Source organism: Peijinzhouia sedimentorum (assembly GCF_049340005.1).
Classification (GTDB): domain Bacteria; phylum Bacteroidota; class Bacteroidia; order Cytophagales; family Cyclobacteriaceae; genus CAXBDP01.
Genome location: NZ_JBMPIY010000003.1, coordinates 332,854 through 358,432, shown reverse-complemented (window position 1 = coordinate 358,432; position 25,579 = coordinate 332,854). Strand labels below are relative to the sequence as shown.

Here is a 25,579-nt window from a genome sequence, read left to right as displayed (position 1 = left end):
TATCAGAGGGCATTTTTATTTAATGGCATAAACCTATCTATCTCTCATTGGCCTTCTTGGTGCCATCGAACGGCGACCTTCAGATTGCCTTCTTCCTTGCTGTCCTTGGCGCATTTTAGCACCTCTTTCGCCACGATTTGCACGCATAGCATCCATTTTAATTCTTTGCTCATCTGTAAGCAATGCTCTAAACTCAATCTGCTGCGCTGCTCTCTCTTTTAGCAATTGACCATTAATCTGAGTAATTCTATCAATTACCGCATTGATTTGTCCTTGATCTGGACTTTCGCTTGCCATCAGGCTTTTCTGACTAGCACGCAATTCATTCAATTCATTTCTCAACGGAGTAGTCGCTTCCAAATGCTCAAGCCTAAGCTGCTTCATTGCTTCTTTTTGCTCTTCAGTAAAGACATTCATTGCCCGCTGACCTTGACCTTGCTGCATTCGATTTTGCATCATTGGTCTTTGTCTTTCTTGTTGGTTTTCAGCACCTACTTTTTGTGCCATTAGATCTGCACTCACTAGGCTTACAAACAGTAATGCCAAAGTGAAAATCATTTGCTTTCTCATATTATTTTTTGTTTAGTTTTTCCAAATCACAATGCTTTGATTGCAAATGCTATGACATAGTTTAATCAGCCTTAGAAATATTTAACTTTCAAGCATTTATACAGCAAATCACAATTGCTGACCAATATCATATTTTCGGATAGCTTGCATCTGCATCTTTGCATCACTAATTTATGATTCGATCAACATGGCAATTGAGGTGGAAGAAAAACCCGTGCAGAAACTTGTAGCTACTGAATGCTATCATTGTGGAGGCCCAATCGAAGATGAGCATATTCATATACATGACAAGGACTTTTGTTGCCTTGGTTGCCAAACTGTATATGAAATCCTAAGCGAAAATGATCTTTGTGAATATTACGATCTTGAAAAAAATCCCGGCATCAGGCTAAAAGCTAGACAGTTCGAAGGAAAATTCGATTATTTGGATAATGCTGACATCAAATCAAAACTGCTTGACTTTGCCTCGGACGATAGAGAGAAAGTACGTCTTTCATTACCAGCAATTCATTGTAGCTCATGCATTTGGCTACTCGAGAACCTCGCAAAACTTAGTGAGGGAATTATATCCTCCCGCGTTAATTTCCTTAGCAAAGAGCTCAGACTAGATTACAATCCGCAGGAAACTAGCTTAAAGCAAATTGCGGAACTTCTCACAACCATTGGCTATGAACCCGAATTTTCCTTGCAAGATTATGAAGGAAAAAAAGGGAAAAAGATCAGCAATGGATTGGTATTACGTGTAGGCGTGGCCGGCTTTTGCTTTGGCAATATTATGCTTCTAAGTTTTCCGGAATATTTTGGCTTCGAAGGACTTAGCGATGAATCAATTCGTGTATTTATTGGCTACCTAAATTTAGCTTTGGCTCTTCCCGTAGTTCTTTTTTGTGCCACGCCATATTATGAATCTGCCTTTAAAGCATTGCGAAAAGGCTTTATCAATATCGATTTCCCCATTGTATTGGGAATCGTTGCATTATTTTTCCGAAGCACTTATGAGCTGCTTTCAAATACGGGGGCAGGCTATTTCGATTCATTGGCTGGCTTGTTGTTTTTTCTTTTGGTAGGTAGATGGTTTCAAAGTAGAACATACGAAAGCCTGTCTTTTGAGCGGGATTACAAGGCCTATTTCCCAGTGGCTGTGGGTAAATGGATAAAAGGAGAAATAATTTCTACACCTATAAATGACCTCGATTGCGGCGATCATATTATGATCAGAAATCAAGAGTTAATACCAGCGGATAGTAGATTGATAGAAGGTGACGCTCGTATCGATTACAGTTTCGTTTCAGGCGAAATAGAACCGATGAAAGTTGGCCGAGGGGAGTTGATATATGCGGGAGGTAGGCAAATGGGCTCACAAGTCCGATTAGAAGTGATAAAACCCGTCTCGCAAAGCTACCTAACGAGCCTTTGGAATGAAGCCGGTGAAGAAAAGGCCGATTTGAGCAAAGAAGCCACCATCAATAAGATTAGCAAAAATTTCACTATCGTAGTGCTATTTATAGCATTTGCAGCATTGGCCTATTGGTTGGTTTTTGATAGCTCAAAAGCGCTCAATGCCTTCTCGGCTGTATTGATTGTGGCTTGTCCATGTGCGTTGTCGATGGCCACGCCTTTTACTTTAGGTAACGTAATGCGCGTATTTGGTCGCAATGGATTCTACCTCAAAAATGCCTTAGTGGTAGAAACCTTAGCAGATATTAATGAATTGGTTTTCGACAAAACTGGCACCATCACGCAGACTGGCAAAAACAAAGTAAGCTTCGAAGGAGCTGAATTGACTGAGGAAGACAAGAAATTGGTCGCGCTATTGACTAGCCAATCGACGCATATTCTCAGCCGACAAATTCTTGATTTCCTAAAACTAGCACCATCCAAAAGTAGCCAACTTTCTAATTATGCTGAGCTGCCCGGACTTGGAATAAAAGCACTAATTGGTACAAATGAACTTCTTCTAGGCTCAGCAACCTTTTTGCAAAATCACGGAATTAGGGATATACAAGCACAGCAGTCAATTTCTGGTAGCGAAGTATGGCTTGCCATCAATGGCGAACTCAAAGGCCGATTTGTGATCAAAGCAGAATACCGAAAAAACATAAAAGACACGATCGCACATTTGAATGCAAACTATCGTCTCTCGCTAATTTCTGGAGATACGGATCAGCAGAGGAAAGAACTTGAAGGGATTTTCCCAGCTGCTACACCTATGTTTTTTAAACAAACTCCAGGTGATAAGGAGAAATACATCATTGCTAAAAAGAGTGCTGGAAATAAAGTAGCAATGATTGGCGATGGCCTCAATGATGGAATAGCCTTAAGAAGTAGCCATGCCGGCATCGCCATTAGCGACGATGTAAATACATTTACGCCGGCAAGTGATGCCATCCTCGATGGAAAAAAACTCCATTTGCTGCCTGACTTACTTTCTTTTAGCAAAATAGGCAAGCGCATTATCTATACTGCATTTGGCATTTCATTTCTGTACAATATTGTAGGCTTGGCCTTCGCCGTTACCGGGAACCTAACTCCCATTTTTGCTGCTATACTTATGCCATTGAGTAGCATAACGGTTGTGTCATTCGCCACATTTAGTATTACTAGCTTGGCCAAATGGCGAAAATTAATCTAGCATGGAAGTAATCATTATCCTGATATTATTTAGCGTTGTGATCGCGGGAGGTTTTCTTGCGGCATTTATCTGGGCCACCCGCTCCGGCCAATACGACGACACCTATTCACCATCTGTACGAATGCTATTTGATGATGGTAAGAAGAAGAAAGTGAAAAAGGAGGAGGGTTTGGGGGAGGGGAAGAAGGAGGGTTGAGGTTATTTGTAGGTATTCAAAAACTGATTAAACTGTTTTGTTTTAGCTTACTCTTAAAATTAGAAGTGCACTAGAATAACTTTCCAATACTAATTCAAGTTTTGAACCTAAAAGCTTAAACTCTTTTTTTAACAATAATTCAGTTATCTGAAATGGCTTTTCTTCTCTTTGACCTTTTAAAAGGTTCACCAAAGCGTTTATTGATTCTTGTTTGAATGTATCATCTGAAATTAAAGGGTTTAATGCAATCTGTTTTAAAAACCCTATTATTGTAAGTATAGTATTTTTGCTTGGAATTAATCTTAAGGCCGTATTACTAATACAATGAGCAAAATTATTAGGCTGACCCTTAAGCTTTTTACTAAATTCTTGAATCAAAGTACTAGATTGATATGTAAACCCAATGTATTTATTTTTGACAAATTCAAGGTGGAACTCTGCATTATCAACCATGGTGGAATTCAAATACATTTCTGAACTGATTGTCTTCCCACTTTGAACAGGGTAAAATCTAAAATAAATTGAGTCATCTGTTAACAAAATCCTGTTTTCGCTTTCCATAACTAACGTAATATTTTCTATTAGAAGGTTAATCAATAAATCATTTTCTATTTTTCTCCCTAACCTACGAATAAAATTTAGCTTGCTGATAACTATAATTTCAGAGCAATTCAAATCAATCCATTTCAAGAGTCTTTCTAAAAATATTACATTGCTTCTTGATGCTTCTTCTGGTATTATGTCAGCTGAAACATTCTCAAGAGTAATGTTTAATGACATTCTTTCTCTAGGCTCTAATCTTTCTTTTTTTAAAAAATTGCGAATATATTCAACTACACCCTTTGCTATCAAAAACTTATGCTCAAAAACGACACTGTGTTCTCTAGATATTTGATAAAGTATTAATAGTGAACTAAAATCAATAACTATTTCTACATCGTCTTTTAATTTGTATTGGGGGTAATACATCATGGGTATTTGAGTAATACCTTCTTTAAATCTAATTAGGTTAAAGTATCCACCAAAGTAGTTACTATTATATATTTGAATAATAAGCTCTGTAAAAGATAGATTGAAGTTATAATATTTAAGAAAAATGCCTTCCTTTTTTTCATTTTGAATTGTCCCTTGGGCACCAAATAGTTCTTTAAATGTTTCATTTATACCTTCTAGGGAGGAATCCTTGATATCAAATGACTGTAAAGGAATGTCAGAGTATGGATTTGATTTAACATATTCAAGTATTTCATCATGTAATGAGAGATACTTATCCATTATCCTAAGTACCATTATAGTATCAATGTTTCTAACTATTGGTCTTTCAATATTTACTGATTCTCCCTTATGAAGACCAATTAATCTCTCAGCTAATGAATTTCCATTCTGTATTTTTATAAAGTTTACTTTACCTTCTAATGAATATTTAACATAACTATCTAGTTCAACTTTCTCCTTTTCATTTATATAACCTTCAGGCATTTGAGCTATTGCTAGTAAATAATCCATTCGCGCCTGAATATTTTCAATGTTAGATGCATTTTTGTACAAAATATCTAGGCCAATTTGATAAAACTTATTTTCAATAAGTACCCTATAAACATTTTGTACATTAGTATATGATTTAAAATTAAAATCCTTAAAAACCATTGCGAGAGACTTAATTTTGCTAGCCTTATCTTTTATTTCTAATTCATTAATCGAAATTAGTTTAAGTACTAGGAAGAATTCATCAGTACTATGTTTGGCTAAGAATTTCTCTGAAATCAATAAGCATTTACCCCAATCAGGTAATTGGTGGCAAATGTTTGCTTCAATTTGTAATAACTCTTCATTAAATGAAAAATTTATTCGCCAGAACTCTAATAATTCAAGAAGCTCTTTATGGTTTGAAAGGGATCTTTCAAGGGCAAGAATAAAAAAGAATAAATCACGCGACTCTTTATCTTTAGAAATATATTTATTGAAAGTTGTGACTGATAACTCCCACTTTTCAAGAATGAAATAGGAATAAGGAATATAGAATTTAATGACTGAATTTGTCTGGATAATTTTATCTTCAATAGACTGTAAAGTCTTGAAATTATCTTCTAAATTTTCTTTATTGAGAATTTGATAGATAGAAGAAATAAAACTTTTAAGGATCTCGGATTCAAACTCCTTATTACTAATTAATTTCAGGAAATCAATATCATTGATTCTATTATTTTCATACAATACATACAGTATTGGTACTATTATTTCAATTGAATTCAGATCAATCTTCTTAATTGAGGTCAGTAGGTCTTTACTAACTCTTATATAATTTTGAATTTCTGATTTTTTCAGATAACAATATGACTCAAGATGGATAGTTTCAATTGATTTAGATTCTTGTTCATTTATAATTTTTATTGCCTCGTCTATTTCCCCTATCAATTGAAGAGAATTTGCCATTATCATTATCAAGGATATATTTTTATTCTTTAATTCCCGAAATAATGACCTCATTTTATGAACTGTCTCCCTCTTATCCGTTAAAACAAATTCAGTAAAATAATAACAGAATTCGAATGTTTGAAAATTGGTTATTATTTCCGACTCCCACATTTGTTCTAAGAAATGCCCCAACATTTTATTCGTCTTTTTGATAAAATCTAACTCGTCCGTTTGATTCCTAGAATATTCAATTGAAGACGTTCTAAATAATCGAGAAAGAGTGATCTCAATGACAAATAATGCTTTCTTATATTTACTTAATGTGAGAGGCGCCTCATCATAACTTTCAGTTAAGAAGTTATACCTATTGAAAATTTCGATCTGCTTTTTATAATCACGCTCATTCAATAAGTTAAAATATACCAGTCTTTTAAAATTCCAATTACTTCTAACAACTTGCGGGGTGGCTAAAATAAGAGACTCTAAATTCTCTCCTGCATCAAGAATAATCTTCACAGCCCATGCCATTGAGTTAAACTCATCATGTTTTAAAATCTCATTTACTAAACAATTTGATTTTTCTGATTCTCCGGTTTTTGCATAAGAATAACAAGCCTTTTCCTTTAACTGAATTGTAGATGAATTTAGATTGTTGGCTCTAATAAAGCTTTTGTACATTTTACTAGGGTTTCCAATTAATTCGTAACACTGGGCTTTTAAGAATTCAATAGATGACAATAAGTGGCTTGATGGCATTGCATTATTTGAAGCAAAACTTTCTTCTAGTTTTAGGAGGAAGTTGAGAGCGGTTTTAGGTTTAAAGCTTGAAATACTTTCCTTATAGACTGCAATTTGCCTTTTCCATTCTTCTTCTAGTAGTTTTGTACTTTCAGGGAAGTTGCTTTCAATATAATCTGTAAGTTTTCTATTTGTATCTTCAACTGTATCCTTTATACTCGATAAAAATGTCACTTCGGTTCTATAGCGTTCCAAATCTCTTATCCACTTTACATAGTTATAAGCAGCAGTAAATTGAGGTAAAGCTTCATTGTATTTTTCAAAAAAAGAATACAAATCCGGATTTTGGTTTTGTAAATCAGCTAGTAATTCTGGTTCATCAATGAATTTTTTTAATCCAATTTTCAGCTTACTTTTCATTTTATCCCGTACTTCGGGATGCACACACCAAAGTTTTAAGGCCTTTTCAAATGCTTTCTTTAACTCGTTTTTTACTGTTCCTTGAGTTTTATTATAGTATTCTAGAACAATTCCTGCAGCTATACTTATTGCAAATGATGAAAGTGGTTCCATAAGTATTTAATATTATGAGTACAAGAAAGTAAAAGCATTTAGATTTGGCTAATTTATAGCGATGACCTTATTGGTCAGAATGAATTTAACGTTGTTTTAGGGAAGATTGCAAATTGTTTAACTTTAGAATCTTTCGAGAAATTGACATTAGCCTCTTGAACCTGTTCTATAGTTTAAATGTACCATCACGTTTATTCGGCTAAAGCCGCATCAAATTGTTGGTTATTTTTATGGACGGGCTAAAGCCGTGTCCCAATTCAAATTTTGATTTGACAGTTCAAAGAGCAAAAACCTCCCGCCTTCATTTATTGCTTTCGTATCTTTAGCCATCACCAATCGAAGCCAATTCGGGTATGCCATTTACTTTTTCTACTTATCAAAATCCACCTATAGTTAAGTTAAACTGGCATAAGCCTATTTCACAGGAAATCTATATACTAAGAGAAGACCTAAGTCATCCCGAATATGGAGGCAATAAATATTGGAAGCTAAAGGGCAATATCGAAAAGGCTCTTGCGGAAAGTTATACCCAAATAATAACAGCTGGCGGCGCCTATTCTAATCATATATATGCCGCGGCCGCACTTTGCGCTGAATTGAATTTGCCATGTATTGGTCTCATTCGCGGTGAGGAACATCGACACCTAAATCCCACCCTCGCCTTCGCGCGTCAAAAAGGGATGAAACTCCACTATGTAGATAGGCAAGCTTATAGGCAAATAAGAGAGGAAGGCTTGCAGGCTATACCAGCCTTGGCTCATTTGGCAGAAAGTGCATATTACATTCCTGAAGGTGGAAGTAGCATTGCCGGTGTACAATCTTGTGCAGATTGGGCGAAAATATTGCCCGAAGGTTTCGACTTAATATGTCATGCTTGCGGCACTGGTGGGAGTTTGGCTGGGTTGGCAGGAGGAAAACCCAATCAAGCATTTATTGGATTTTCAGCGCTAAAAGGCAATTTCATGGAAGAGGAAATCACTAATCTTCAGCTCAGTGCTTTTGGCAAAGCCACCAACAATTGGCAGCTTCAGCAAGACTTCCATTTTGGTGGATACGCTCGTATGACAGACGAATTGATAGACTTTGTTCGTACCTTTTATCAAACGCATAATATCCTATTAGACCCAATTTACACTTCCAAAATGCTTTATGGCATAGACACATTATTGGCTGAACAGAAACTGGAAGCTTACAAGCGAATCCTCATTATCCACAGCGGTGGGCTGCAAGGCTGGGCTGGGAAGGAGCTTTTTTAGCTACTTTTAAATAAATAAAAGAACCTCTAAAATTCCAACCTAACTCACTTCCTATTCCAATTCCAATAGCGGGCGAGCATACCTCGGTTTGGTTCGCCTTCCATAAATGGGTCGCTTACGTGGCGCACGCTTTCCACTGAGTAAAATGCATTAGGATAATATTCACGCACTTTTTTGATCCTGCTTTTCAATTCGCCTCTTTTGATTACCATAAATATCAAACTCACCGGGCCGCGACTGCCTTCTCCATCTATACTTGTAAAGCGAAGTCCATCTGCTTTCATTTTATCCAGCATTGCATGAGCAGGCTCACGTGTAATCACTCGCAATATCACATTGCCCATGGCAATTCGTTCCTCAATAAGCATTCCCACATAAGTACCGGCAGCAAATCCTCCCGCATATGCAAAATAAGATACTATGCTATCGATATTTTGGATGATTTGTCCAATGGCAAGCAACCAAATAAAAGCCTCAAAAAAGCCCAAAATCGGTGCAATATTGCGCTTTCCTGCCATTACCATCATGATCCTGATGGTATTTATCGATACATCGGTAACTCTAGCTAGGAATATAAGCAGAGGTAAAATTATAAAATGAAAGGTATCATTACTGAAACCAAAAATATTCGTTAGGAAGCTTTCCATGAAAATAAATTATAAGCAGACAAAAATTCAAATGTCAGCGCGCAGCTACAATTTTGGAACCAATTTTCGCTTAAAATAAGTTCACAAAAACCTGATCGAGGCGGGAGGATGTAAACCAATGCAAAGGGAACTTACGCTTGTCTAATCCCTTTTCCGAAAACTTGGAAAAATAGATTTCTTCAAAGCCCAATTTATGCGCTTCGGCAATTCGGTTTTCAATTCTATTTACTGCGCGTACTTCACCACCCAAACCTACTTCTCCAGCAAAACAGGCTTTATGAGAGATCGCCATATCATGAAATGAAGAAGCGATGGCGGCACAAACTGCCAAATCAATGGCAGGGTCTTCAATACGCATTCCGCCAGCTATATTTAAAAATACATCTTGCGAACTCAATCGCAAACCCATTTTCTTTTCCAGCACAGCCAATAGCATATTGAGCCTTCTGCCGTCGAATCCCGTAGAGCTTCGCTGTGGAGTACCATAAGATGCCGGCGTCACAAGCGCTTGCACTTCAATCAAAAGTGGCCGATTTCCTTCCATCATAGCACCGATGGCCACACCACTCAAATCTCCCTCTCGCTGCGAAATCAATATTTCTGAGGGATTGGAAACCTCCCGCAAACCATTACCTCGCATTTCATAAATGCCTAGCTCTGCATCGGATCCAAAGCGGTTTTTCTGTGCTCGCAATATCCGATAGGTCAAATGCCGATCGCCTTCAAACTGCAACACCGTATCCACCATATGCTCTAGTACTTTTGGCCCGGCAATCGCTCCCTCTTTGGTAATGTGACCAATCAGGATAAATGGAATGCCGCTTGACTTGGCAGATTTAATAATTTCATTGGTGCATTCTCTCACTTGAGAAACACTGCCTGGAGAGGATTCAATCTGTCGAGATTGTAATGTTTGGATGGAGTCGATGATAACAAGGGCAGGTTTCAAGTTATCCACAGCATCGATAATTTCTGAAAGACCGGTTTCAGCCAATAAGTATATTTCTGATTCAGCATTACCAAGTCGGTCAGCACGCATTTTCACTTGGCTTTGACTTTCTTCGCCCGTTACGTACAATACCTTTTTTCCTTTTATGGCAAGTGCCACTTGCAGCAGCAATGTAGATTTCCCAATTCCTGGTTCTCCACCAATCAGCACAACGGATCCTGGCACTAAACCTCCGCCCAACACTCTGTTGAGTTCATCATCATAGGTATTGATGCGGCTCAATTGCTCATACTCCACTGCGGAAAGTAATACAGGTTGGTTGGCAGATGAACGTGTTTTGCTTAGTGCTCCTTTCGCTTCCTTGGTGATAAATTCCTCCACATAGCTATTCCATTCCCCGCATGCAGGGCATTTGCCAATCCACTTCGCCGACTGTGCTCCACAGCTCTGACATACATATACTGTTTTATCTTTTGCCATTCCTTAGCAAATTACAACCTAGGTCATCACAAGCAAAATGCTGACGCTAGGAATTAAATTTATTTTTTAAATTGGAGAAATATCCAATAAACCATTCTTCCTTTTTGAGATGAAAACTACTCTACACAATAAACCTAAAATTGAAATTTCTCGAGTGTTTGATGTGCTTCAATGGCAAAAGAAAAGTTATCCACAATCTAAGTCCTTGAATAGCAAACAAAACGGAAATTGGAAAAATTACTCGACCGATGACACAATTGCAATTGTGGATAACTTATCCTTAAGTTTACTCGAATTGGGTGTGGATAAGTCTGATAAAGTTGCCATCATTTCTTCGAATAGACCAGAATGGGTTTTTGTGGATTTGGCATTGCAGCAAATTGGTGCAATTAGCATTCCTATGTACCCAACGATTTCTGTAGCCGATTATCAATACATTTTTGCTCACTCCAGTGCCAAATATGTATTTGTGGGAGATGCTGAAATTGCTGCCAAAGCTAAAGAAGCTCAAGCAGGAACGGACATACAGAAGATATATGCTTTTGATAAATTAGAAGGCTTTGCGCATTGGGAGCAATTACTTTCTCTAGCAGATGAGAGTAAAAAAGCTGAACTACAAGAACGAAAAAAAGAAATCAAGGCTACTGATTTGCTTACGATCGTTTATACCTCCGGTACCACAGGCAAACCAAAAGGAGTGATGATTACGCATGATAATATAGTGCAAAATATATTGTGTGCTTATGAGCATCGTCTTCCTGATTACATCCAGCCTGGAAATGTACGTACCTTAAGTTTCCTCCCGCTTTGTCATATTGCTGAGCGTGCGGTTACCTTCCTTTATTTGGCTTTAGGCGCGGAGATATATTATGCTGAAAGCTTGGAGAGCATCAAAGAAAATATTCAAGAAGTAAAGCCGCATATGTTTTTTGCGGTACCTCGCCTTCTGGAAAAAATGTATGATAAAATCATCGCTAAAGGCTACGATTTGCCATTTCCACTCAAGAATCTTTTCTTCTGGTCTGTAAACTTAGGTCTCAAATATGTTCCGCACAAAAGACAAGGTTTACTCTATAAACTTAAACTTCGTATAGCAGATAAGCTAATTTTCAAAAAATGGCGGGAGGCTTTAGGCGGAAACATTGAATTGATTTTGGTTGGTGCAGCACCCTTACAACCTCGCTTAGGTCAGGTATTTTGGGCAGCAGGTATACGCATTGGTGAGGCCTATGGACTTACAGAAACTACACCGTTGGTTTCCTGCTCCTTGGCAACAAAAATGGATATCAGATTGGGCTATGCAGGAATGATTATGGAAGGTATTGAGGTGAAGTTGGCTGATGATGGAGAAATACTTGTAAAAGGCTGGAATGTAATGCAAGGCTATTATAAAGAGCCAGAGCTAACTGCTGAAGTGATGAAAAATGGTTGGTTTCATACAGGAGACATTGGACAGATTGCAGAAGGCAAATATTTGAAAATCACGGATCGCAAAAAAGAGATATTCAAAACCTCAGGAGGGAAATACATCGCGCCAGGCTATCTAGAAAATAAGTTAAAGGAAAGCATGTTTATCGAACAAGTGATGGTATTAGGGGAAGGTGAAAAATTCCCGGCAGCATTGATAGTTCCCAATTTTGAAAGGATCAAAGACTATTGCGAAATCAAGCAATTGCCATTTAAAAGCAATGAGCAAGTTGTCCAGCATCCGTCGATTATAGATAAAATGGAGCGGGAGGTTTATAGAATAAACCAGCAATTTGGAAAGTGGGAGCAGGTGAAGAAAATAAAACTTCTACCCGAACTGTGGAGCATAGAAGGTGAAGAACTTACACCAACCATGAAACTAAAGCGAAGAGTTGTTTTGGAGAAATTCAAAGACCAAGTCGAAGGGTTTTATCGATAAAAAATAAACTGCTAGCCGGTTTGAACTAAGAGGAATCATAATGAAGCATACTCCAACTTTGAAAATTTTGCGCTCATTGCGGTTTCAAAATAGAAGAAATTAAACGCAGAGATTCGCCAAGGGAAGACGCGGAGATCACAGAGAAGAACCAATGGCTTTGCGCCCTTTGCATAAATCTCATCGCACTCCGCGGTTTCGAAATAAGTAGAATTCAAACGCGGAGATTCATTCTCTAAGGGAATAAAAGAGATAATAGAGAAGAAAAAATAGCTCAAGATTTTCTTTTGAGCTATTTTGGTTTTGCTTGTTAAGGAATTGCCAAATTAACGATAAAGGGTGATTCATGAATAGGTTTATTTCGCCCATTTGATCGTACAGCCAATTGCTTTAGTGTAATTGTTCGACACCGAGCGATCGGCATCTAATTCAGCAATGGCGTCTTCCACATATTTTACCTTCACATCAGATGCATCTCTATAGTTATCGTCAATAGCACCAATGTAGGTAACCTTCATTTTACCACGCTCTTTGTTAAGAAGGTATACATGTGGAGTTCTTGTTGCACCATAGGTTTTGGTAATTTCCTGCGTTTCATCTATCAGATAGGCAAATGAAAAATTCTTCTCTTTCGCTCTTATCTGCATATTTTCAAATGAATCATCTGGTGATTGAATTGGATCATTCGGCTGGATGGCAATTACCGGATAACCTTGACTCTTGAATTTTCGATCTAACTCATTTATTCTATCTTCATACATTTTGGCATAGGGACAGCTATTGCAAGTGAAAATTACAATAAAGCCTTTTGCTTCTTTGTAATTGGCTAAGGACACCATATTGCCATCTACATTTTTCAAATTGAAATCACGGGCAAAATCACCTACTTGATAACCCTCACTATCGCTAATTGGATTCCATGCAAGCAATGCAAAGGCTCCAATACTCAAAATCGAAATAACTAGGCTTTTCATAATTGGTTCTTTAAGGTTTTCAAACTATTTAATCAGCAATTTGATCTGTTCCTCAAGTTCTCCCTCTTGCAATTCTTTCTCCAAGAATGCTCGAGTTTTAGTTTTGTCATTTATAATAAGCGTCGCTGGAATCGCCCCAGACCATCTTGAATCTACTTTATCAATAAAAGCATTAAAATCTGTTTCGTCAAGTAATTTCACTTCAGAATTTATATTTCTCCGCTCAAGGAAGGCTTTTACTTTGGTATCTGCCTCCTCTGGAAAATCCATTGAGATAAGATATACTTTCACAGGAACACCATCCATTTCATCTTCTAGCGCTTCAAACAAAGGTAATTCCTTGATGCAAGGCTTACACCAAGTCGCCCAAAAGTTGATTATCTTAATTCCCTCTCCTTCTTGATTAATCAATTCTTCCAATTGCTCGAATTTAATCACTTCAATTTTTCTTTCGGTGAAATTAGGATTGTCTGCAAAAAAAGTAAGGAAGAAAATAATCGGTAAAATTTTCATAATGTAATTTTATATTTTGCCAAATATTAATCTTTAAAAAAATTGTGGGTTTTTTGAGGAAAATTCTCAATTCGGAATTTATCCACATTCCGAATTTGCACAATTCTAATAAACGTATTTTTGACAGGTTAGTTTGTCTTGTCTAAAGTTTTAATCATTTCAATTACCAAATTATGTTGATGATGAAGATAAAATCTTCGTTTAATTAACATATGGGTAATATAGAATTTTTTCGAATTACTAATTCTTAAACTTACAAAAGAATTGTCTGCAATTTTTGTCTGCCAAACCTGCCATTTGAACACTAAATCTCTTGAAATATAAAGCGGGAGGAATTGTGAAAATTAGACGAAAAAGAGATTACGAAAAGTCAAGGCTAGTTTTCCACAAATTACACAAGTTATCCACAATTAAATAAATAATATACATAACTAATTGATTTACAGAAACTAGAACAGCCAAATAATATTTCCCTTTTTGTGGACAACTAATTTTAAATAAAATTTCTTATTCGCGAGAGGGTTACCTAGGCTTTATCCTGTCTTACAAGCTTTTTACGATAAGCACTAAATATTGTGGATTTGGACAATAAGCCTATATACGCGCCTTCATTGATAACTGGCAAGTTCCAAGCACCAGTATTTTCGAACTTCGCCATCACCATTTGCATGTTGTCACCTGCATTGATTTGGCTAGGAGCTTTATGCATTACAGACTTCACCGTTACTTCGTCTAATGCTTTCGTATCAAACATGATTTCTCGGATGTCATCAAGTGTAACTATTCCCATAAGTGCTCCATTTTCATCAATTACTGGAAATATGTTCCTTTTAGATTTTTTTACAAGCCCAACCAAATCACGAAGCATAGCATTAGGCCCAATAGTTAGTAAATCCTTCTCGATTAGTTTTTCCAATTCCATCAAGCTCAGCACTTGCAAATCCTTATTGTCTAAGATCAAGTCCCCTTGCTCGATGAGCTTTTTGGTATAGATAGAATTCTTTTCGAAATAATAAATGGTGCTATAGCTAATAGCCGATACGAGCATTAGTGGGATAAATAATGAGTAACCCTGAGTTAGCTCGGCAATAAGGAAAATAGCGGTAAGAGGTGCATGTAATACTCCGCTCATTACTCCGCACATTCCTACCAAGGTAAAACTCGCCGGGCTTAATGAATCAGGGTAAATCAAATTGACTCCTGTAGCGAAGGTAAATCCTGTGATTCCACCTACAAACAAAGAAGGCGCAAATACACCACCTCCACCTCCCGCACTTATGGTCATCGCTGTGGCCAAAGGTTTTACTAAGATCATAAATCCTAAAAACAGCATTAGAATAAGTGAATTATTAAAATCTCCAGCGAAAAAGGAGCTGTTCAATAATTTGGGAACTTCTCCATCTAATAACAATCTTATGCTATTGTAACCTTCACCATATATTGGCGGAAAAACAAAAATCAGCAAACCAAGACCCAAACCTCCGGCAATTGCTTTGCTGAAAGGTCTTTTTATTTTCACTGAAATACTTTCTACCCAAGTATTTATTCGAATAAAATAAAGAGAAATAAGTCCTGCCATTACCCCCAAAGCAATAAACCAGGGAATTTCTGCAACTTCCAATACATAGTCAAGATTGTAAAAGAAAATGGAATCACCTCCAGAAAAGGCCGAGGCTACCAACGCGCCAGCAACAGAAGCAATTAGCAATGGTATGAAAGAGGAAATAGTAACTTCTGTAAGAATAATCTCGATGGTGAAAATCACCCCCGCAATTGGCGCGTTAAACATGGCTGCGATGGCACTTGCCGATCCGCAACCGATCAGCAAACTTCTGCTCTTATAATTGAGACGGAAAGCCTGCCCCATATTGGAGCCGATAGCAGCGCCTGTTACGGAGATTGGGGCCTCAATACCTACCGAACCTCCAAAACCTGTAGTGATTGCACTGGTAACCATTCGGCTCACCATTTTGAGCGGAGCCAGTTTGCTCGACCCCTTGGATATAGCATAAATGATGTCCGTGACGCCGTGAGAAGATTTTTCGTTAAGGATAAATCTGGCCACAAAAACTGTGAGTACAATACCCAAAAGTGGATAGGCTATATATAGAATATTGGCATACTGAAAGTCGAAGCCTCCAGTGAGGAAGTCTCGGATATGAGTAATTGCGAATTTCAAGAAGCTGGCAGCCAATCCGGTGATAATACCGATTAAAGTGCCGAGTAGAATTACAAAGCTACGGTTGCTCAAATGCTTGAGTCTCCAAACGAGGATTCTCATAAGCATTGCATTCCAAAAGGCTTTTAGCTTACCGCTAAAACTTAGCTTTTCGCTACTATTCATCCATCGAATTGTTTTGCCTCATTCCAAATTTCATCCATTTCGCTTAGGGTCATATCGGAAAGCTCCTTGCCCAAGTCCTTGGATTTCCGCTCAAGATACTGAAAGCGAGATATAAATTTGCGATTTGTTCGCTCCAATGCTTCTTCGGGGTTTATATCTATAAATCTTGAGTAATTGATCAATGAGAATAATAGGTCGCCAAATTCGCCCATGGCCTTAGTCTTATCTATTTTATCAGGTTCTTCAGCTTGAAATTCAGCACGAAACTCAGTCATTTCCTCTTCTACCTTTTCCCAAACTTGCGAGGCTTCATCCCAATCAAAACCAACTCCACGCGCTTTTTCTTGAATCCGCATCGCTTTTACCAAAGCTGGCAAACTATTGGGTACACCACCAAGTACGGATTTATTTCCCTTTTCCTTCAGCTTTATCTTTTCCCAATTTTGCTTCACTGCTTCTTCATCATCCGCCTGCACATCGCCATAGATATGTGGATGGCGATGGATTAGTTTATCACAAATTCCATTGAGCACATCCGCTATATCAAAGGCCTTTTTCTCTTCACCAATCTTCGCATAAAACACATTATGCAGCATCAAATCGCCTAATTCCTTTTTCACCTCATCCAAGTCATTGCTCAAAATGGCGTCAGAAAGCTCATAGGTTTCTTCAATGGTAAGGTGGCGTAGACTTTCCAAGGTTTGCTTCTTATCCCAAGGACAATTTTCCCGCAGCTCATCCATTATGGTCAGTAGCCTATCAAAGGCTTCAAGCTTTTCTTTTCTATTTGGGTCGGGTGCGGATAATGGGCTTTTCATTATATGTGGTGCCGAGAAACTAAGTCTGCGGTGCTGTTGTTTATGCGATGAGTTTATTAATTTTGCACAAAGATAAAAAATCGATGCCCACTCTTCTTTTAACACTAGGCCTAATTGGTATATTTTTCATTTTTATGTCCGTAAGGCTCATTCTGTTGAAAAACGGTGAGTTTAAAGGCACTTGCGCTTCTCAAAGCCCATTTTTAAATAAAGACGGTGCTGCCTGTGGCTTCTGTGGAAAGGAAATTAAGCCCGGCGAATCATGTGGCAATCCTGACTCCGAAGTGGATAAGGTCATGGCCAAATTTAAGTAGCATATGTAATTAAATACGTGCTTTAATACTAATTATGTAATTTCGGGCAAAATTTAGGATGCTTTGACATTAATCAAATCAATTTCAGGAATCAGAGGTACAATTGGCGGCCAACAAGGCGATAATTTAACCCCAATAGATATAGTAAAATTCTCTTCTGCCTATGGTGCTTGGATGCTTGGCAAAGAGGTAAATCCAAAAGTTGTAATCGGTAGAGACGCTCGGCCTTCGGGAGAGTGGATAGCTCCATTAGTAGCGTCTACACTACAAAGCTTAGGAATAGATGTAATAGACCTTGGTCTAGCCAGCACACCCACAGTAGAAGTGGCGGTCGTCAATGAAAAAGCGGGAGGAGGAATTATCCTTACCGCATCTCATAACCCTGTGCAATGGAATGCCCTAAAGCTCCTCAACGAAAAAGGCGAATTTATTTCCAATGAAGAAGGGCAACGCATATTAGAAATTGCGGAACAAGGCCAGGTAGAATATGCGCCAAACAAAAAAGCGGGTCAGTACAAGCAAGACCATTCCCAGCTCGATAAGCATATTCAGCAAGTATTAGATTTGCCATTGGTAGATGTTGAGGCAATCCGAAATAGAAAATTCAAAATAGTAGTCGATCCTGTCAATTCCGTAGGTGGTATTGCCATCCCAGCTCTGCTCGAAAGGCTCGGAGTAGATCAAATCCACATGATCAATGGCGATGCAAATGGCCAGTTTGCGCATAACCCTGAACCTCTACCAGAAAATATTAGAGAGATTTGCAAGGAGCTGAAAAATGGAAGCTTTGATTTGGGCATTGTGGTAGATCCGGATGTGGATAGACTTGCTCTTGTTTGTGAGGATGGAACTCCATTTGGCGAGGAATATACCTTGGTGACTGTAGCAGATTATGTGCTATCCCAAACTTCTGGCAATACGGTATCCAATCTATCATCCTCCCGCGCATTGAAAGATGTGACAATCAAAAGAGGTGGGGATTATGTGGCATCAGCTGTTGGTGAAGTGAATGTGGTAGAAGCTATGAAAGCCAATAATGCCATTATCGGTGGCGAAGGCAATGGCGGAATTATTTATCCAGAATTACATTACGGCCGTGATGCTTTGGTTGGTATAGCGCTGTTTTTGACACAATTAGCTAAATTTGGCAAAAGCTGCTCTATGCTTCGGGCTTCTTATCCAAATTACCATATTTCGAAAAACAAAATTGAGCTTACACCCGAAATAGATGTGGATAAAGTGCTTGCTGGAATGCAGAAAAAGTATGAAAAGCAGCCACAAATTACAGTAGATGGCGTTCGGATAGATTTTGACAGCGAATGGGTACATTTGCGTAAATCTAACACCGAACCGATTATTAGAATTTATGCAGAGTCTGAGTCAAATGCCACAGCAGATTACTTGGCAAATAAGATAATGCAGGATATCAAAGAAATTGTAAATGGCAATGAATAGAGATGAAAGAATATACCTAGATAATGCTGCAACTACAGCCATAGATCCGGAAGTACTTCAAGCAATGCTTCCGTACCTAGAAAATTATTATGGCAACCCTTCTTCAATTCATGCCCATGGGCGGGAGGTTAGAACGGGCATTGAACGCACTCGTAAACTCATCGCCGATCACCTACACTGTACTCCGGCCGAAATCTTTTTTACTTCTGGAGGCACCGAAGCTGACAATACTGTATTACGATGTAGTGTGGATAATTTGGCTATCAAGCATATAATCACTTCGCCACTTGAGCACCATGCAGTATTGCACACTGCAGAAAGCTTAGAAAAAGAAGGCCTTGTAAAATTGAGCCTAGTAGATGTAAATAATAAAGGTGAGGTAAATTTTGACCACCTCGAAGAGTTGCTTAAAAGCAACAAAAACACCCTCGTTTCCTTAATGCATGCCAATAACGAAATTGGCAATCTCAATGACTTGGAAAGAATTGGCCATTTGGCTCATTCATACGATGCTTATTTCCACTCAGATACGGTACAAACCATGGGGCATTATGTACATGATTTGAAAAAATTGCCTGTCAACTTTATTGTAGGTGCGGCTCATAAATTTCATGGTCCAAAAGGCGTTGGTTTTCTATATGTAAATCGCAAAAACAAAATCCACCCGCTTATTTATGGTGGTGCGCAAGAGCGAAATATGCGTGGAGGAACCGAGAATGTTTATGGCATTATTGGTTTGGGCAAAGCATTGGAAATTGCCTATCGTGATATGGCCGAGCATCAAGCGCATACTTCAAATGTGAAATCCTACATGATCGAAAAGCTTAAGGAAAATTTTGCAGGAATAAGCTTCAATGGCTTATCTGGCGAAATGGATAAAAGCCTTTATACAGTGCTCAGCGTTTGTTTTCCTCCAAATGAAGATAATGATATGATGCTTTTCCATTTGGATTTGCATGGAATTTCAGCTTCGGGTGGAAGTGCCTGTTCAAGCGGCGCAATGAAAGGTAGCCATGTACTTTCAGCCATTGGAGCCGATCCTTCCAGAGCATCTGTTCGCTTCTCTTTCAGCAAGTTCAATACGAAAGACGAAGTGGATATCGTAATCGAAAAGCTTAAGGAAATTGTGCCTATTAAATCGGAAATGAGTAAAGCTTAATATCGATAGACTACAGCATTGATATTCATTCCTGCGCCGACAGATGCAAATAGTATAATATCTCCTTTATTGAGTTTGTGCTGATCTAACTTTCCTTTCCTTACCAAATCAAAAAGTGTAATTACTGTAGCTACCGAGCTATTGCCCAGCCAATGAATACTCATTGGCATAATGTCTTTAGGCATTACTTTACCTTTATACATTCGCTTGATGATTGCCTCATCCATTTTTTCATTTGCCTGATGGATGAAAACCTTTTTCACATCTTCAATCGGAATGTTGGCTTTGGTCAAGCAATCGAGCATTGCTTGCGGCACATACGTCAATGTGTATTCGTAGATTTTTCGACCTAGCATTTTGATGTATTTAACATTTGATTTGTTTTTGGGATCAAATGATTTGCCCATAAATAGAAAGTCAAGTTCTTCCAAAGAATGTGACAAAGCCGCGCTCGCCAAAACACCTTCTCCATCATCAGCCGTAGTTGCTTCTACTATTGCAGCACCTGCACCATCTGAAAAAATCATAGCATCTCTATCGCTTGGATCTACCACTCGGCTAAGTGTTTCAGCACCTATGACCAAGCATCTTTTAGCTTGTCCAGATTTGATCAATGCATCCGCTGTGATCAGCCCTTGTATCCACCCTGGGCAACCAAAAAATAAGTCGTATGCAATGCAATAAGGGTTTTTGATACCCAGATGATGTTTTACTCTATTTCCCAAACTCGGCACAGCATCGGTCTGATTGCTACCATGACTTACATCGCCAAAGTTGTGCGCAAATATAATTTGATCTATTGTCTCAGGATCGATTCCAGCATCTTCAATGGCCAATTTAGCAGCAATAGCAGCAATGTCCGAAGTGTTCAGATCCTTGCTAGCATACCTTCTTTCCTCTATACCTGTAATGGCCTTAAACTTCTCAATAATCTCGCTATTGGGATTAGCAAACTTACTTCCATCAGCATTATAGAATTGATGCTTGTTAAATTCTTCATTCTTAATTTTTAGCGTAGGTATGTAGGATCCCGTTCCGCTAATTCGAGTTCTTAGCTTTTCCATCAAAAGGTATTTTTCAGAAAATAAGCTTCAAAGGTAAGCAGGCATTCTAAAAAGTCCATCGTATTGCCAAATAAAAAATGCTACTTTAAGAAAGTAAGCTCCTGTTAATAGATTTTCATTAAAATGAAGAAATTTAATCCTGAATTCATCTTTTAAACCGAAATTTTATTCTGACTTATCGGAGTGTTTTCATAAACTAGTTCCCTCAAGCAAGCTATCCAATCGGGTGAGTCGTTTAGGCTTTCTACAAGCTGCCAAACTTCTCCTCCCGCTTCCTCAAATTGCTCCTTATATTCCTCTCCTACCTCCACTGTTGTCTCTAAGCAATCCGCAATAAAGGCCGGACAATAAACAAGGACTTTTTTAATGCCTTTTCCAGCCAATTCTTTCAACATATCTTCTGTATAAGGTTTAATCCAAGGGTCATTTCCCAATCTACTTTGGAAACATGTCGTAAACTGTCCTTCCTTCAAACCAAGCTCTGCAGCAATCAAACGGGTAGTCAAAAAACACTGTGCACGATAGCAATAGGCATTATTTTTATGAAAATGATTACAACAATCGCCCAGCTGGCATTGAGACCCCACGCTACCTTTGCGAATTTGTCTCTCAGGCAAACCATGATAACTAAATACGACATGATCATAATTAGCCTTAGCAAGATACTTTTTGCCAATGTTCGCAAATGCCTTAATAAAAAGCGGATGCTCCACAAATCGATTCACAAAGTTGACACTTGGGATAATCTGCCAAGTTCGGCAAATTTCCATTACTTTATCTACCACCGAGCCATTAGTCGCACTAGCATATTGCGGGAATAATGGTATACAAACTATAGAATCAACGTTTGCTTTTTTCAACTCATCAAGTGCCGTTTCTATCGATGGGCTTTGGTAGCGCATGCCAAGTACTACATGATAGTCACTCCCAAGCTCGGCTTGCAATAGGTCTTTTACATCCTCTCCATAATATTTTAGAGGAGAGCCTCGATCATCCCACAATTTCCTGTATTCCTTGGCCGATTTTGGTGAGCGAAAAGGAGCAATAATTCCATTTACTAATAACCAACGTGGAAAAGCAGGAATATCAATAACGCGTCCATCCATCAAGAACTCACGCAAATATTTTCTTACATCAGGTGTTTTAGGACTGTCTGGGGTGCCCAAGTTTACGAGTAATACACCTATCTTTCCTATCTTAATATTAGTATTCATGATTTAGAGCTAACCTTCATTCAAAGGTATTGTTTTTTAAAAAGTCCTGCTTAGTTGTTCAACAATTTATTCTCTTTTAAATTTAGATAGTCGAATCAAGACTTCTTTGCCTCCATTAACAGCCATGAATATTCAAAAGTTAAGCTACACCCTACTTTTTTTGGTTCTATTGGTACACATTCTTATAGTTGGTCAGCAGCTACTAGCTCCTTTGGCTTGGTCGGCATTTTTGGCCATACTTATATTGTCTCCCGTGGAATGGTTTGAGAAAAAAGGAATTCCGGCACCAATTGCTGCAATCATAAGCATTTTAATTCTTACCTCTATGATTGCTGCAATTGTCTTTTTTCTATCGCGAGAAGTAATTTCCTTATTACAAGATTTGCCCAAATTGGGCAATCGCTTCGAAGGAAGCTTAGAAGAAATTCAGCAATTTCTTACTGATAAAATTGGCCTGAGCAAAGAATTCCAAACTACACAAATTGCCAACTCCATTGAACGCTTTACTGAAGGAGGGCTCTCTGGGGTTTCCCAAACACTAACTTCTGCAGCAATTGCCATCACCTACCTAACATTGATGCCCTTATTTATCTTTTTTCTGATTCATTATAGAAAAGTGTATTTCCAATTTCTGCTCCAACTTGGCAAGGAAGAAACTAAAGCTCAAACTGCAAAAGTCATCCAAAAAGTAAGGAAGGTTATTCAACAATACTTGTATGGAATGGTGCTGGTCACACTTATTATGGGCGTTTTGTTCGCCATTGTTCTATTTGGTTTGGGCATTAAACATGCCTTATTCTTTGCGGTATTTTTAGCTGTATTCAATTTGATTCCTTACGTTGGTGTATTTTTATCGAGCTTAGTTACGGTGCTTTATGTGTATTTGACAAGCGATACTTTATTCCTCCCGCTTCTTACATTGGGCTTGCTTTGGGGCTTACAAATATTTGAAAACAACCTAATAACTCCCTATGTGGTAGGAGGCAGCGTGCAAGCTAATCCATTGGCCGTAATCATCGCATTATTGGCGGGAGGTATGATTTGGGGTGTTTCTGGCATGGTTCTTTTTATTCCTCTAATTGGTGCATTAAGAGCCATTTTCGAGGAATTTGAAAGCACAAAACCATTTGCCACCTTGCTAGGAGAGCCAGATAAAAAAACTTGAAATTACTTTTTTTTCATTGTAAGTGCAGTTTTCATCAGTGGGCCTGCGGCCATACTTGTGGCTAATGCAAGCACTACTAAGGCTATAAACATGGAATTTGTAATTAAACCGTTTTCGAGGGCAATCAATCCTAAAATTATCTCCATAGCGCCTCGCGTATTCATTGCATAACCGATAGCAAGCGAGTCTTTGTTATCAAAACCAGCCACTTTAGCACCAATTCCGCTTCCAATTATTTTTGTTAGAAAACCAATTACAAGAACAGAAAGTACTAAAATTGGATCAAAGCCCTCTATGAAATTTACTTTGAGTCCAATTGAAACAAAAAATAGGGGGGCAAAGATATTATTGATGAACTGATGCAAAATTTCTTTGGCCTTTTCAGTCAAAAACTCTGAGTCGCCAATAGCAACACCTACTATAAATGCGCCAAAAATTGCATGAATACCAATATATTCGGTGAAAGCCGCGGCCATAAAACAAACTGCCATGCAGAGAGAAAGTAAGCCTCCAGGCCAAGCCATTTTTTTATTTACCCACGGAAGAGCTTTGTTGATAATACTTTTGCCAATTGTCAACATCAAAATGGTGAAACCTAGCGTCAGTGCAATAGTTGCCCATAAGCTCATCCCTTCTACAGTTCTGCCCATCATACTTAGGATTATTGAGAAAATAATCCAACCTAAAATATCAATTATCATTGCAGAGGCAATTATTAGCAAGCCCATTTTTGATTTGAAAATGTTCAAATCCATCAACACACGTGCAATTACAGGCAGGGCTGTGATTGATAAAGCAGTTCCAATAAATAATGCGAAAATTAATTTTGAATCTGGATCTCCAATACCCCAAAACTCAGGAAAAAAATAAGTTGACAAAAAGCCGATAACCAAGGGAATAATTAAAGAATAGAACGCAATACTTAGTGCATTTTTTCCTTGAGCCCAAACGATATGCAATTCTACTTCGAGTCCAGCAATAAATAACAGTAGAACTACCGCCATCTGAACAATCCCGTCTAATACTAGGAAGGAATTACTTTCTATCGAAAATAAAGATTGGAAGAAATCTGGAGCAAGCAACCCTAGTATTGTAGGTCCTAAAATTATTCCCGCAAAGATCTCCCCAACAACAGCAGGTTGTTTAAATTTTCTAGCAATTTCCGCGAAGATTCTTGCGAAAATCAGCATAATACCAAGCTGTACAAATAAGGTTACAATATCCCCATGAGTTAATGTATTTATGTTTTCCATTATGATCTCTTAGGTTGAATAATCAGTAAGTTACTTGGAAGGTCATTCAATATGTATTCAAGATCATGAGGAAAAAACCTGTCCAACAAATTAAGTTTGTGGTCTGGCGCTCTTAAAACAAGTAAATCTGCATTTACCTTCTCTGCAAAGCGAGCCATTTCATAACCTGGTTTGCCGCTTACTATTTTGATATTAATTTTTAAGTTACCCCTATCTAAATCTTTTAGTATTTCTTCAATTTTCACCACCTCGTCATGTACAAGCCCACGTCTAGTACTTTCCACTGTATCTGCCGTGTCTTCGCCTGCTACCGACATTCGCAATCCCATTAATTGAATTTCATTAATAATATGCACGTTTTGTGCTTGCTCAATTTTCGCCAGCTGAATTCCTTTTTCAATTATCTCAGGAGTGCAGGGGTGATCTGTGCCATTTATTACAATTCTTTTGAAAGGTGTTGGATTATAACTCGGCTCAAGCAAAATCAATAATGACACTTCTCCCTTCCGCATTATTTTTCTGGCAATTGAGCTAAAGTGGGTTTTCAAGAAAGACTCCTTTTTTAGTGCCCCCGAAACTAAAAGATCAATGTTCTCCCTTTTACATATCTCTATTATCTTTTTGCTTGGATTACCATCCTCCCAAATCACTGTGATTTTACTAAGATCAAAGCCATTTTTTTCGAAAATTTTATTTAGCTCAAGCTCCTCTCCCTCACTTTTTTCACCTATGTGTATGAATATCACTTCGGCATTGAATTGGCGTGCAAAGCGTTTGGTTTCGCACATCAAGGCTTCCATTCTAGGCGAAAAGGCAATAGCAAGAGCAATTTTCTGGAACATGGCTTAAATAGATTACAAAGCTTCCAATATAATAGATTTGCTTTAAATAACCGTAAAATTGACCTGAGCCAATTAGAAAAGACTTAAGGAGCTGATTATCTTTGC

21 protein-coding genes are annotated in these 25,579 nt (G+C 38.1%); 8 read left to right on the top strand and 13 right to left on the bottom strand.

All coding sequences use genetic code 11. From position 1 onward, the window contains the following. Positions 1 to 33: 33 nt before the first annotated feature. Positions 34 to 570, bottom strand: coding sequence for a Spy/CpxP family protein refolding chaperone (locus ACOXY8_RS07115; protein ID WP_458330869.1), 537 nt, complete (start codon positions 568 to 570; stop codon positions 34 to 36). A 187-nt stretch (positions 571 to 757) separates the two neighbouring features. On the opposite strand from ACOXY8_RS07115, the gene ACOXY8_RS07110 reads away from it, so the two are divergent. Together ACOXY8_RS07110 and ccoS are read left to right on the top strand one after the other, a co-directional pair. Beyond that, complete coding sequence (locus tag ACOXY8_RS07110) at positions 758 to 3,202, top strand: heavy metal translocating P-type ATPase (RefSeq protein ID WP_458330868.1); 2,445 nt, start codon at positions 758 to 760, stop codon at positions 3,200 to 3,202. 1 nt (position 3,203) lies between these two features. Continuing rightward, positions 3,204 to 3,398 carry a cbb3-type cytochrome oxidase assembly protein CcoS gene (gene ccoS / locus ACOXY8_RS07105; protein ID WP_458330867.1) on the top strand — a complete coding sequence of 65 codons (195 nt, stop codon included), beginning with the start codon at positions 3,204 to 3,206 and terminating at the stop codon, positions 3,396 to 3,398. A 42-nt stretch (positions 3,399 to 3,440) separates the two neighbouring features. On the opposite strand, the gene ACOXY8_RS07100 is transcribed toward ccoS, so the two are convergent. Continuing rightward, on the bottom strand, positions 3,441 to 7,124 hold the full coding sequence (locus tag ACOXY8_RS07100; RefSeq protein ID WP_458330866.1) for a hypothetical protein: 3,684 nt from the start codon (positions 7,122 to 7,124) through the stop codon (positions 3,441 to 3,443). A gap of 228 nt (positions 7,125 to 7,352) precedes the next feature. Beyond that, positions 7,353 to 7,484, bottom strand: a complete 132-nt coding sequence (locus ACOXY8_RS07095; RefSeq protein ID WP_458330865.1) for a hypothetical protein — start codon at positions 7,482 to 7,484, stop codon at positions 7,353 to 7,355. Between ACOXY8_RS07095 and ACOXY8_RS07090 the strand changes: the two genes are divergently transcribed. Beyond that, entirely contained in the window at positions 7,478 to 8,380 is a 903-nt protein-coding gene (locus ACOXY8_RS07090; RefSeq protein ID WP_458330864.1) for a 1-aminocyclopropane-1-carboxylate deaminase/D-cysteine desulfhydrase, read from the top strand. The genes ACOXY8_RS07095 and ACOXY8_RS07090 overlap by 7 nt on opposite strands. Before the next feature lie 44 nt (positions 8,381 to 8,424). On the opposite strand, the gene ACOXY8_RS07085 is transcribed toward ACOXY8_RS07090, so the two are convergent. Beyond that, positions 8,425 to 9,027, bottom strand: coding sequence for a DUF2179 domain-containing protein (locus tag ACOXY8_RS07085; protein WP_458330863.1), 603 nt, complete (start codon positions 9,025 to 9,027; stop codon positions 8,425 to 8,427). A gap of 70 nt (positions 9,028 to 9,097) precedes the next feature. Beyond that, positions 9,098 to 10,456: a DNA repair protein RadA gene (gene radA / locus ACOXY8_RS07080; protein ID WP_458330862.1), complete on the bottom strand. Its 1,359-nt coding sequence runs from the start codon at positions 10,454 to 10,456 to the stop codon at positions 9,098 to 9,100. Between the two features lie 109 nt (positions 10,457 to 10,565). Between radA and ACOXY8_RS07075 the strand changes: the two genes are divergently transcribed. Further along, positions 10,566 to 12,362, top strand: coding sequence for an AMP-dependent synthetase/ligase (locus ACOXY8_RS07075; RefSeq protein ID WP_458330861.1), 1,797 nt, complete (start codon positions 10,566 to 10,568; stop codon positions 12,360 to 12,362). 353 nt (positions 12,363 to 12,715) lie between these two features. Here the strand turns inward: ACOXY8_RS07075 and ACOXY8_RS07070 are convergent, their stop codons facing one another. From ACOXY8_RS07070 to mazG, 4 genes are all read right to left on the bottom strand, one after another. Beyond that, on the bottom strand, positions 12,716 to 13,333 hold the full coding sequence (locus ACOXY8_RS07070; RefSeq protein WP_458330860.1) for a thioredoxin family protein: 618 nt from the start codon (positions 13,331 to 13,333) through the stop codon (positions 12,716 to 12,718). Between the two features lie 24 nt (positions 13,334 to 13,357). Further along, a complete protein-coding gene (locus ACOXY8_RS07065) occupies positions 13,358 to 13,846 on the bottom strand; it encodes a TlpA disulfide reductase family protein (protein ID WP_458330859.1) in 489 nt (162 codons plus the stop codon). Positions 13,847 to 14,372: 526 nt separating this feature from the next. Then, complete coding sequence (locus tag ACOXY8_RS07060; protein WP_458330858.1) at positions 14,373 to 16,190, bottom strand: chloride channel protein; 1,818 nt, start codon at positions 16,188 to 16,190, stop codon at positions 14,373 to 14,375. Then, entirely contained in the window at positions 16,187 to 17,008 is an 822-nt protein-coding gene (mazG, locus tag ACOXY8_RS07055) for a nucleoside triphosphate pyrophosphohydrolase (protein ID WP_458330857.1), read from the bottom strand. Before mazG ends, ACOXY8_RS07060 begins: the two co-directional genes overlap by 4 nt. A gap of 83 nt (positions 17,009 to 17,091) precedes the next feature. Here mazG and ACOXY8_RS07050 point away from each other — a divergent pair, with 83 nt between their 5' ends. The 3 genes from ACOXY8_RS07050 (at position 17,092) to ACOXY8_RS07040 (ending at position 19,936) form a co-directional block, all read left to right on the top strand. Further along, positions 17,092 to 17,322, top strand: a complete 231-nt coding sequence (locus ACOXY8_RS07050; RefSeq protein ID WP_458330856.1) for a hypothetical protein — start codon at positions 17,092 to 17,094, stop codon at positions 17,320 to 17,322. 63 nt (positions 17,323 to 17,385) lie between these two features. Continuing rightward, the gene (glmM, locus tag ACOXY8_RS07045; RefSeq protein WP_458330855.1) at positions 17,386 to 18,777 is read left to right on the top strand and encodes a phosphoglucosamine mutase; all 1,392 of its coding nucleotides are present in this window, start codon (positions 17,386 to 17,388) and stop codon (positions 18,775 to 18,777) included. Further along, complete coding sequence (locus tag ACOXY8_RS07040) at positions 18,764 to 19,936, top strand: cysteine desulfurase family protein (RefSeq protein ID WP_458330854.1); 1,173 nt, start codon at positions 18,764 to 18,766, stop codon at positions 19,934 to 19,936. Before glmM ends, ACOXY8_RS07040 begins: the two co-directional genes overlap by 14 nt. On the opposite strand, the gene ACOXY8_RS07035 is transcribed toward ACOXY8_RS07040, so the two are convergent. Both ACOXY8_RS07035 and hemH read right to left on the bottom strand, forming a co-directional pair. After that, a complete protein-coding gene (locus ACOXY8_RS07035; RefSeq protein ID WP_458330853.1) occupies positions 19,933 to 21,000 on the bottom strand; it encodes a 3-oxoacyl-ACP synthase III family protein in 1,068 nt (355 codons plus the stop codon). The two genes, ACOXY8_RS07040 and ACOXY8_RS07035, sit on opposite strands and share 4 nt — an antisense overlap. Before the next feature lie 152 nt (positions 21,001 to 21,152). Continuing rightward, entirely contained in the window at positions 21,153 to 22,214 is a 1,062-nt protein-coding gene (gene hemH, locus ACOXY8_RS07030) for a ferrochelatase (protein WP_458330852.1), read from the bottom strand. A gap of 124 nt (positions 22,215 to 22,338) precedes the next feature. On the opposite strand from hemH, the gene ACOXY8_RS07025 reads away from it, so the two are divergent. After that, positions 22,339 to 23,379, top strand: a complete 1,041-nt coding sequence (locus tag ACOXY8_RS07025; protein ID WP_458330851.1) for an AI-2E family transporter — start codon at positions 22,339 to 22,341, stop codon at positions 23,377 to 23,379. Between the two features lie 2 nt (positions 23,380 to 23,381). Here the strand turns inward: ACOXY8_RS07025 and ACOXY8_RS07020 are convergent, their stop codons facing one another. Together ACOXY8_RS07020 and ACOXY8_RS07015 are read right to left on the bottom strand one after the other, a co-directional pair. Then, positions 23,382 to 24,623, bottom strand: a complete 1,242-nt coding sequence (locus ACOXY8_RS07020; RefSeq protein ID WP_458330906.1) for a cation:proton antiporter — start codon at positions 24,621 to 24,623, stop codon at positions 23,382 to 23,384. Between the two features lie 8 nt (positions 24,624 to 24,631). Continuing rightward, entirely contained in the window at positions 24,632 to 25,474 is an 843-nt protein-coding gene (locus tag ACOXY8_RS07015; RefSeq protein WP_458330850.1) for a universal stress protein, read from the bottom strand. Positions 25,475 to 25,579: the final 105 nt, after the last annotated feature.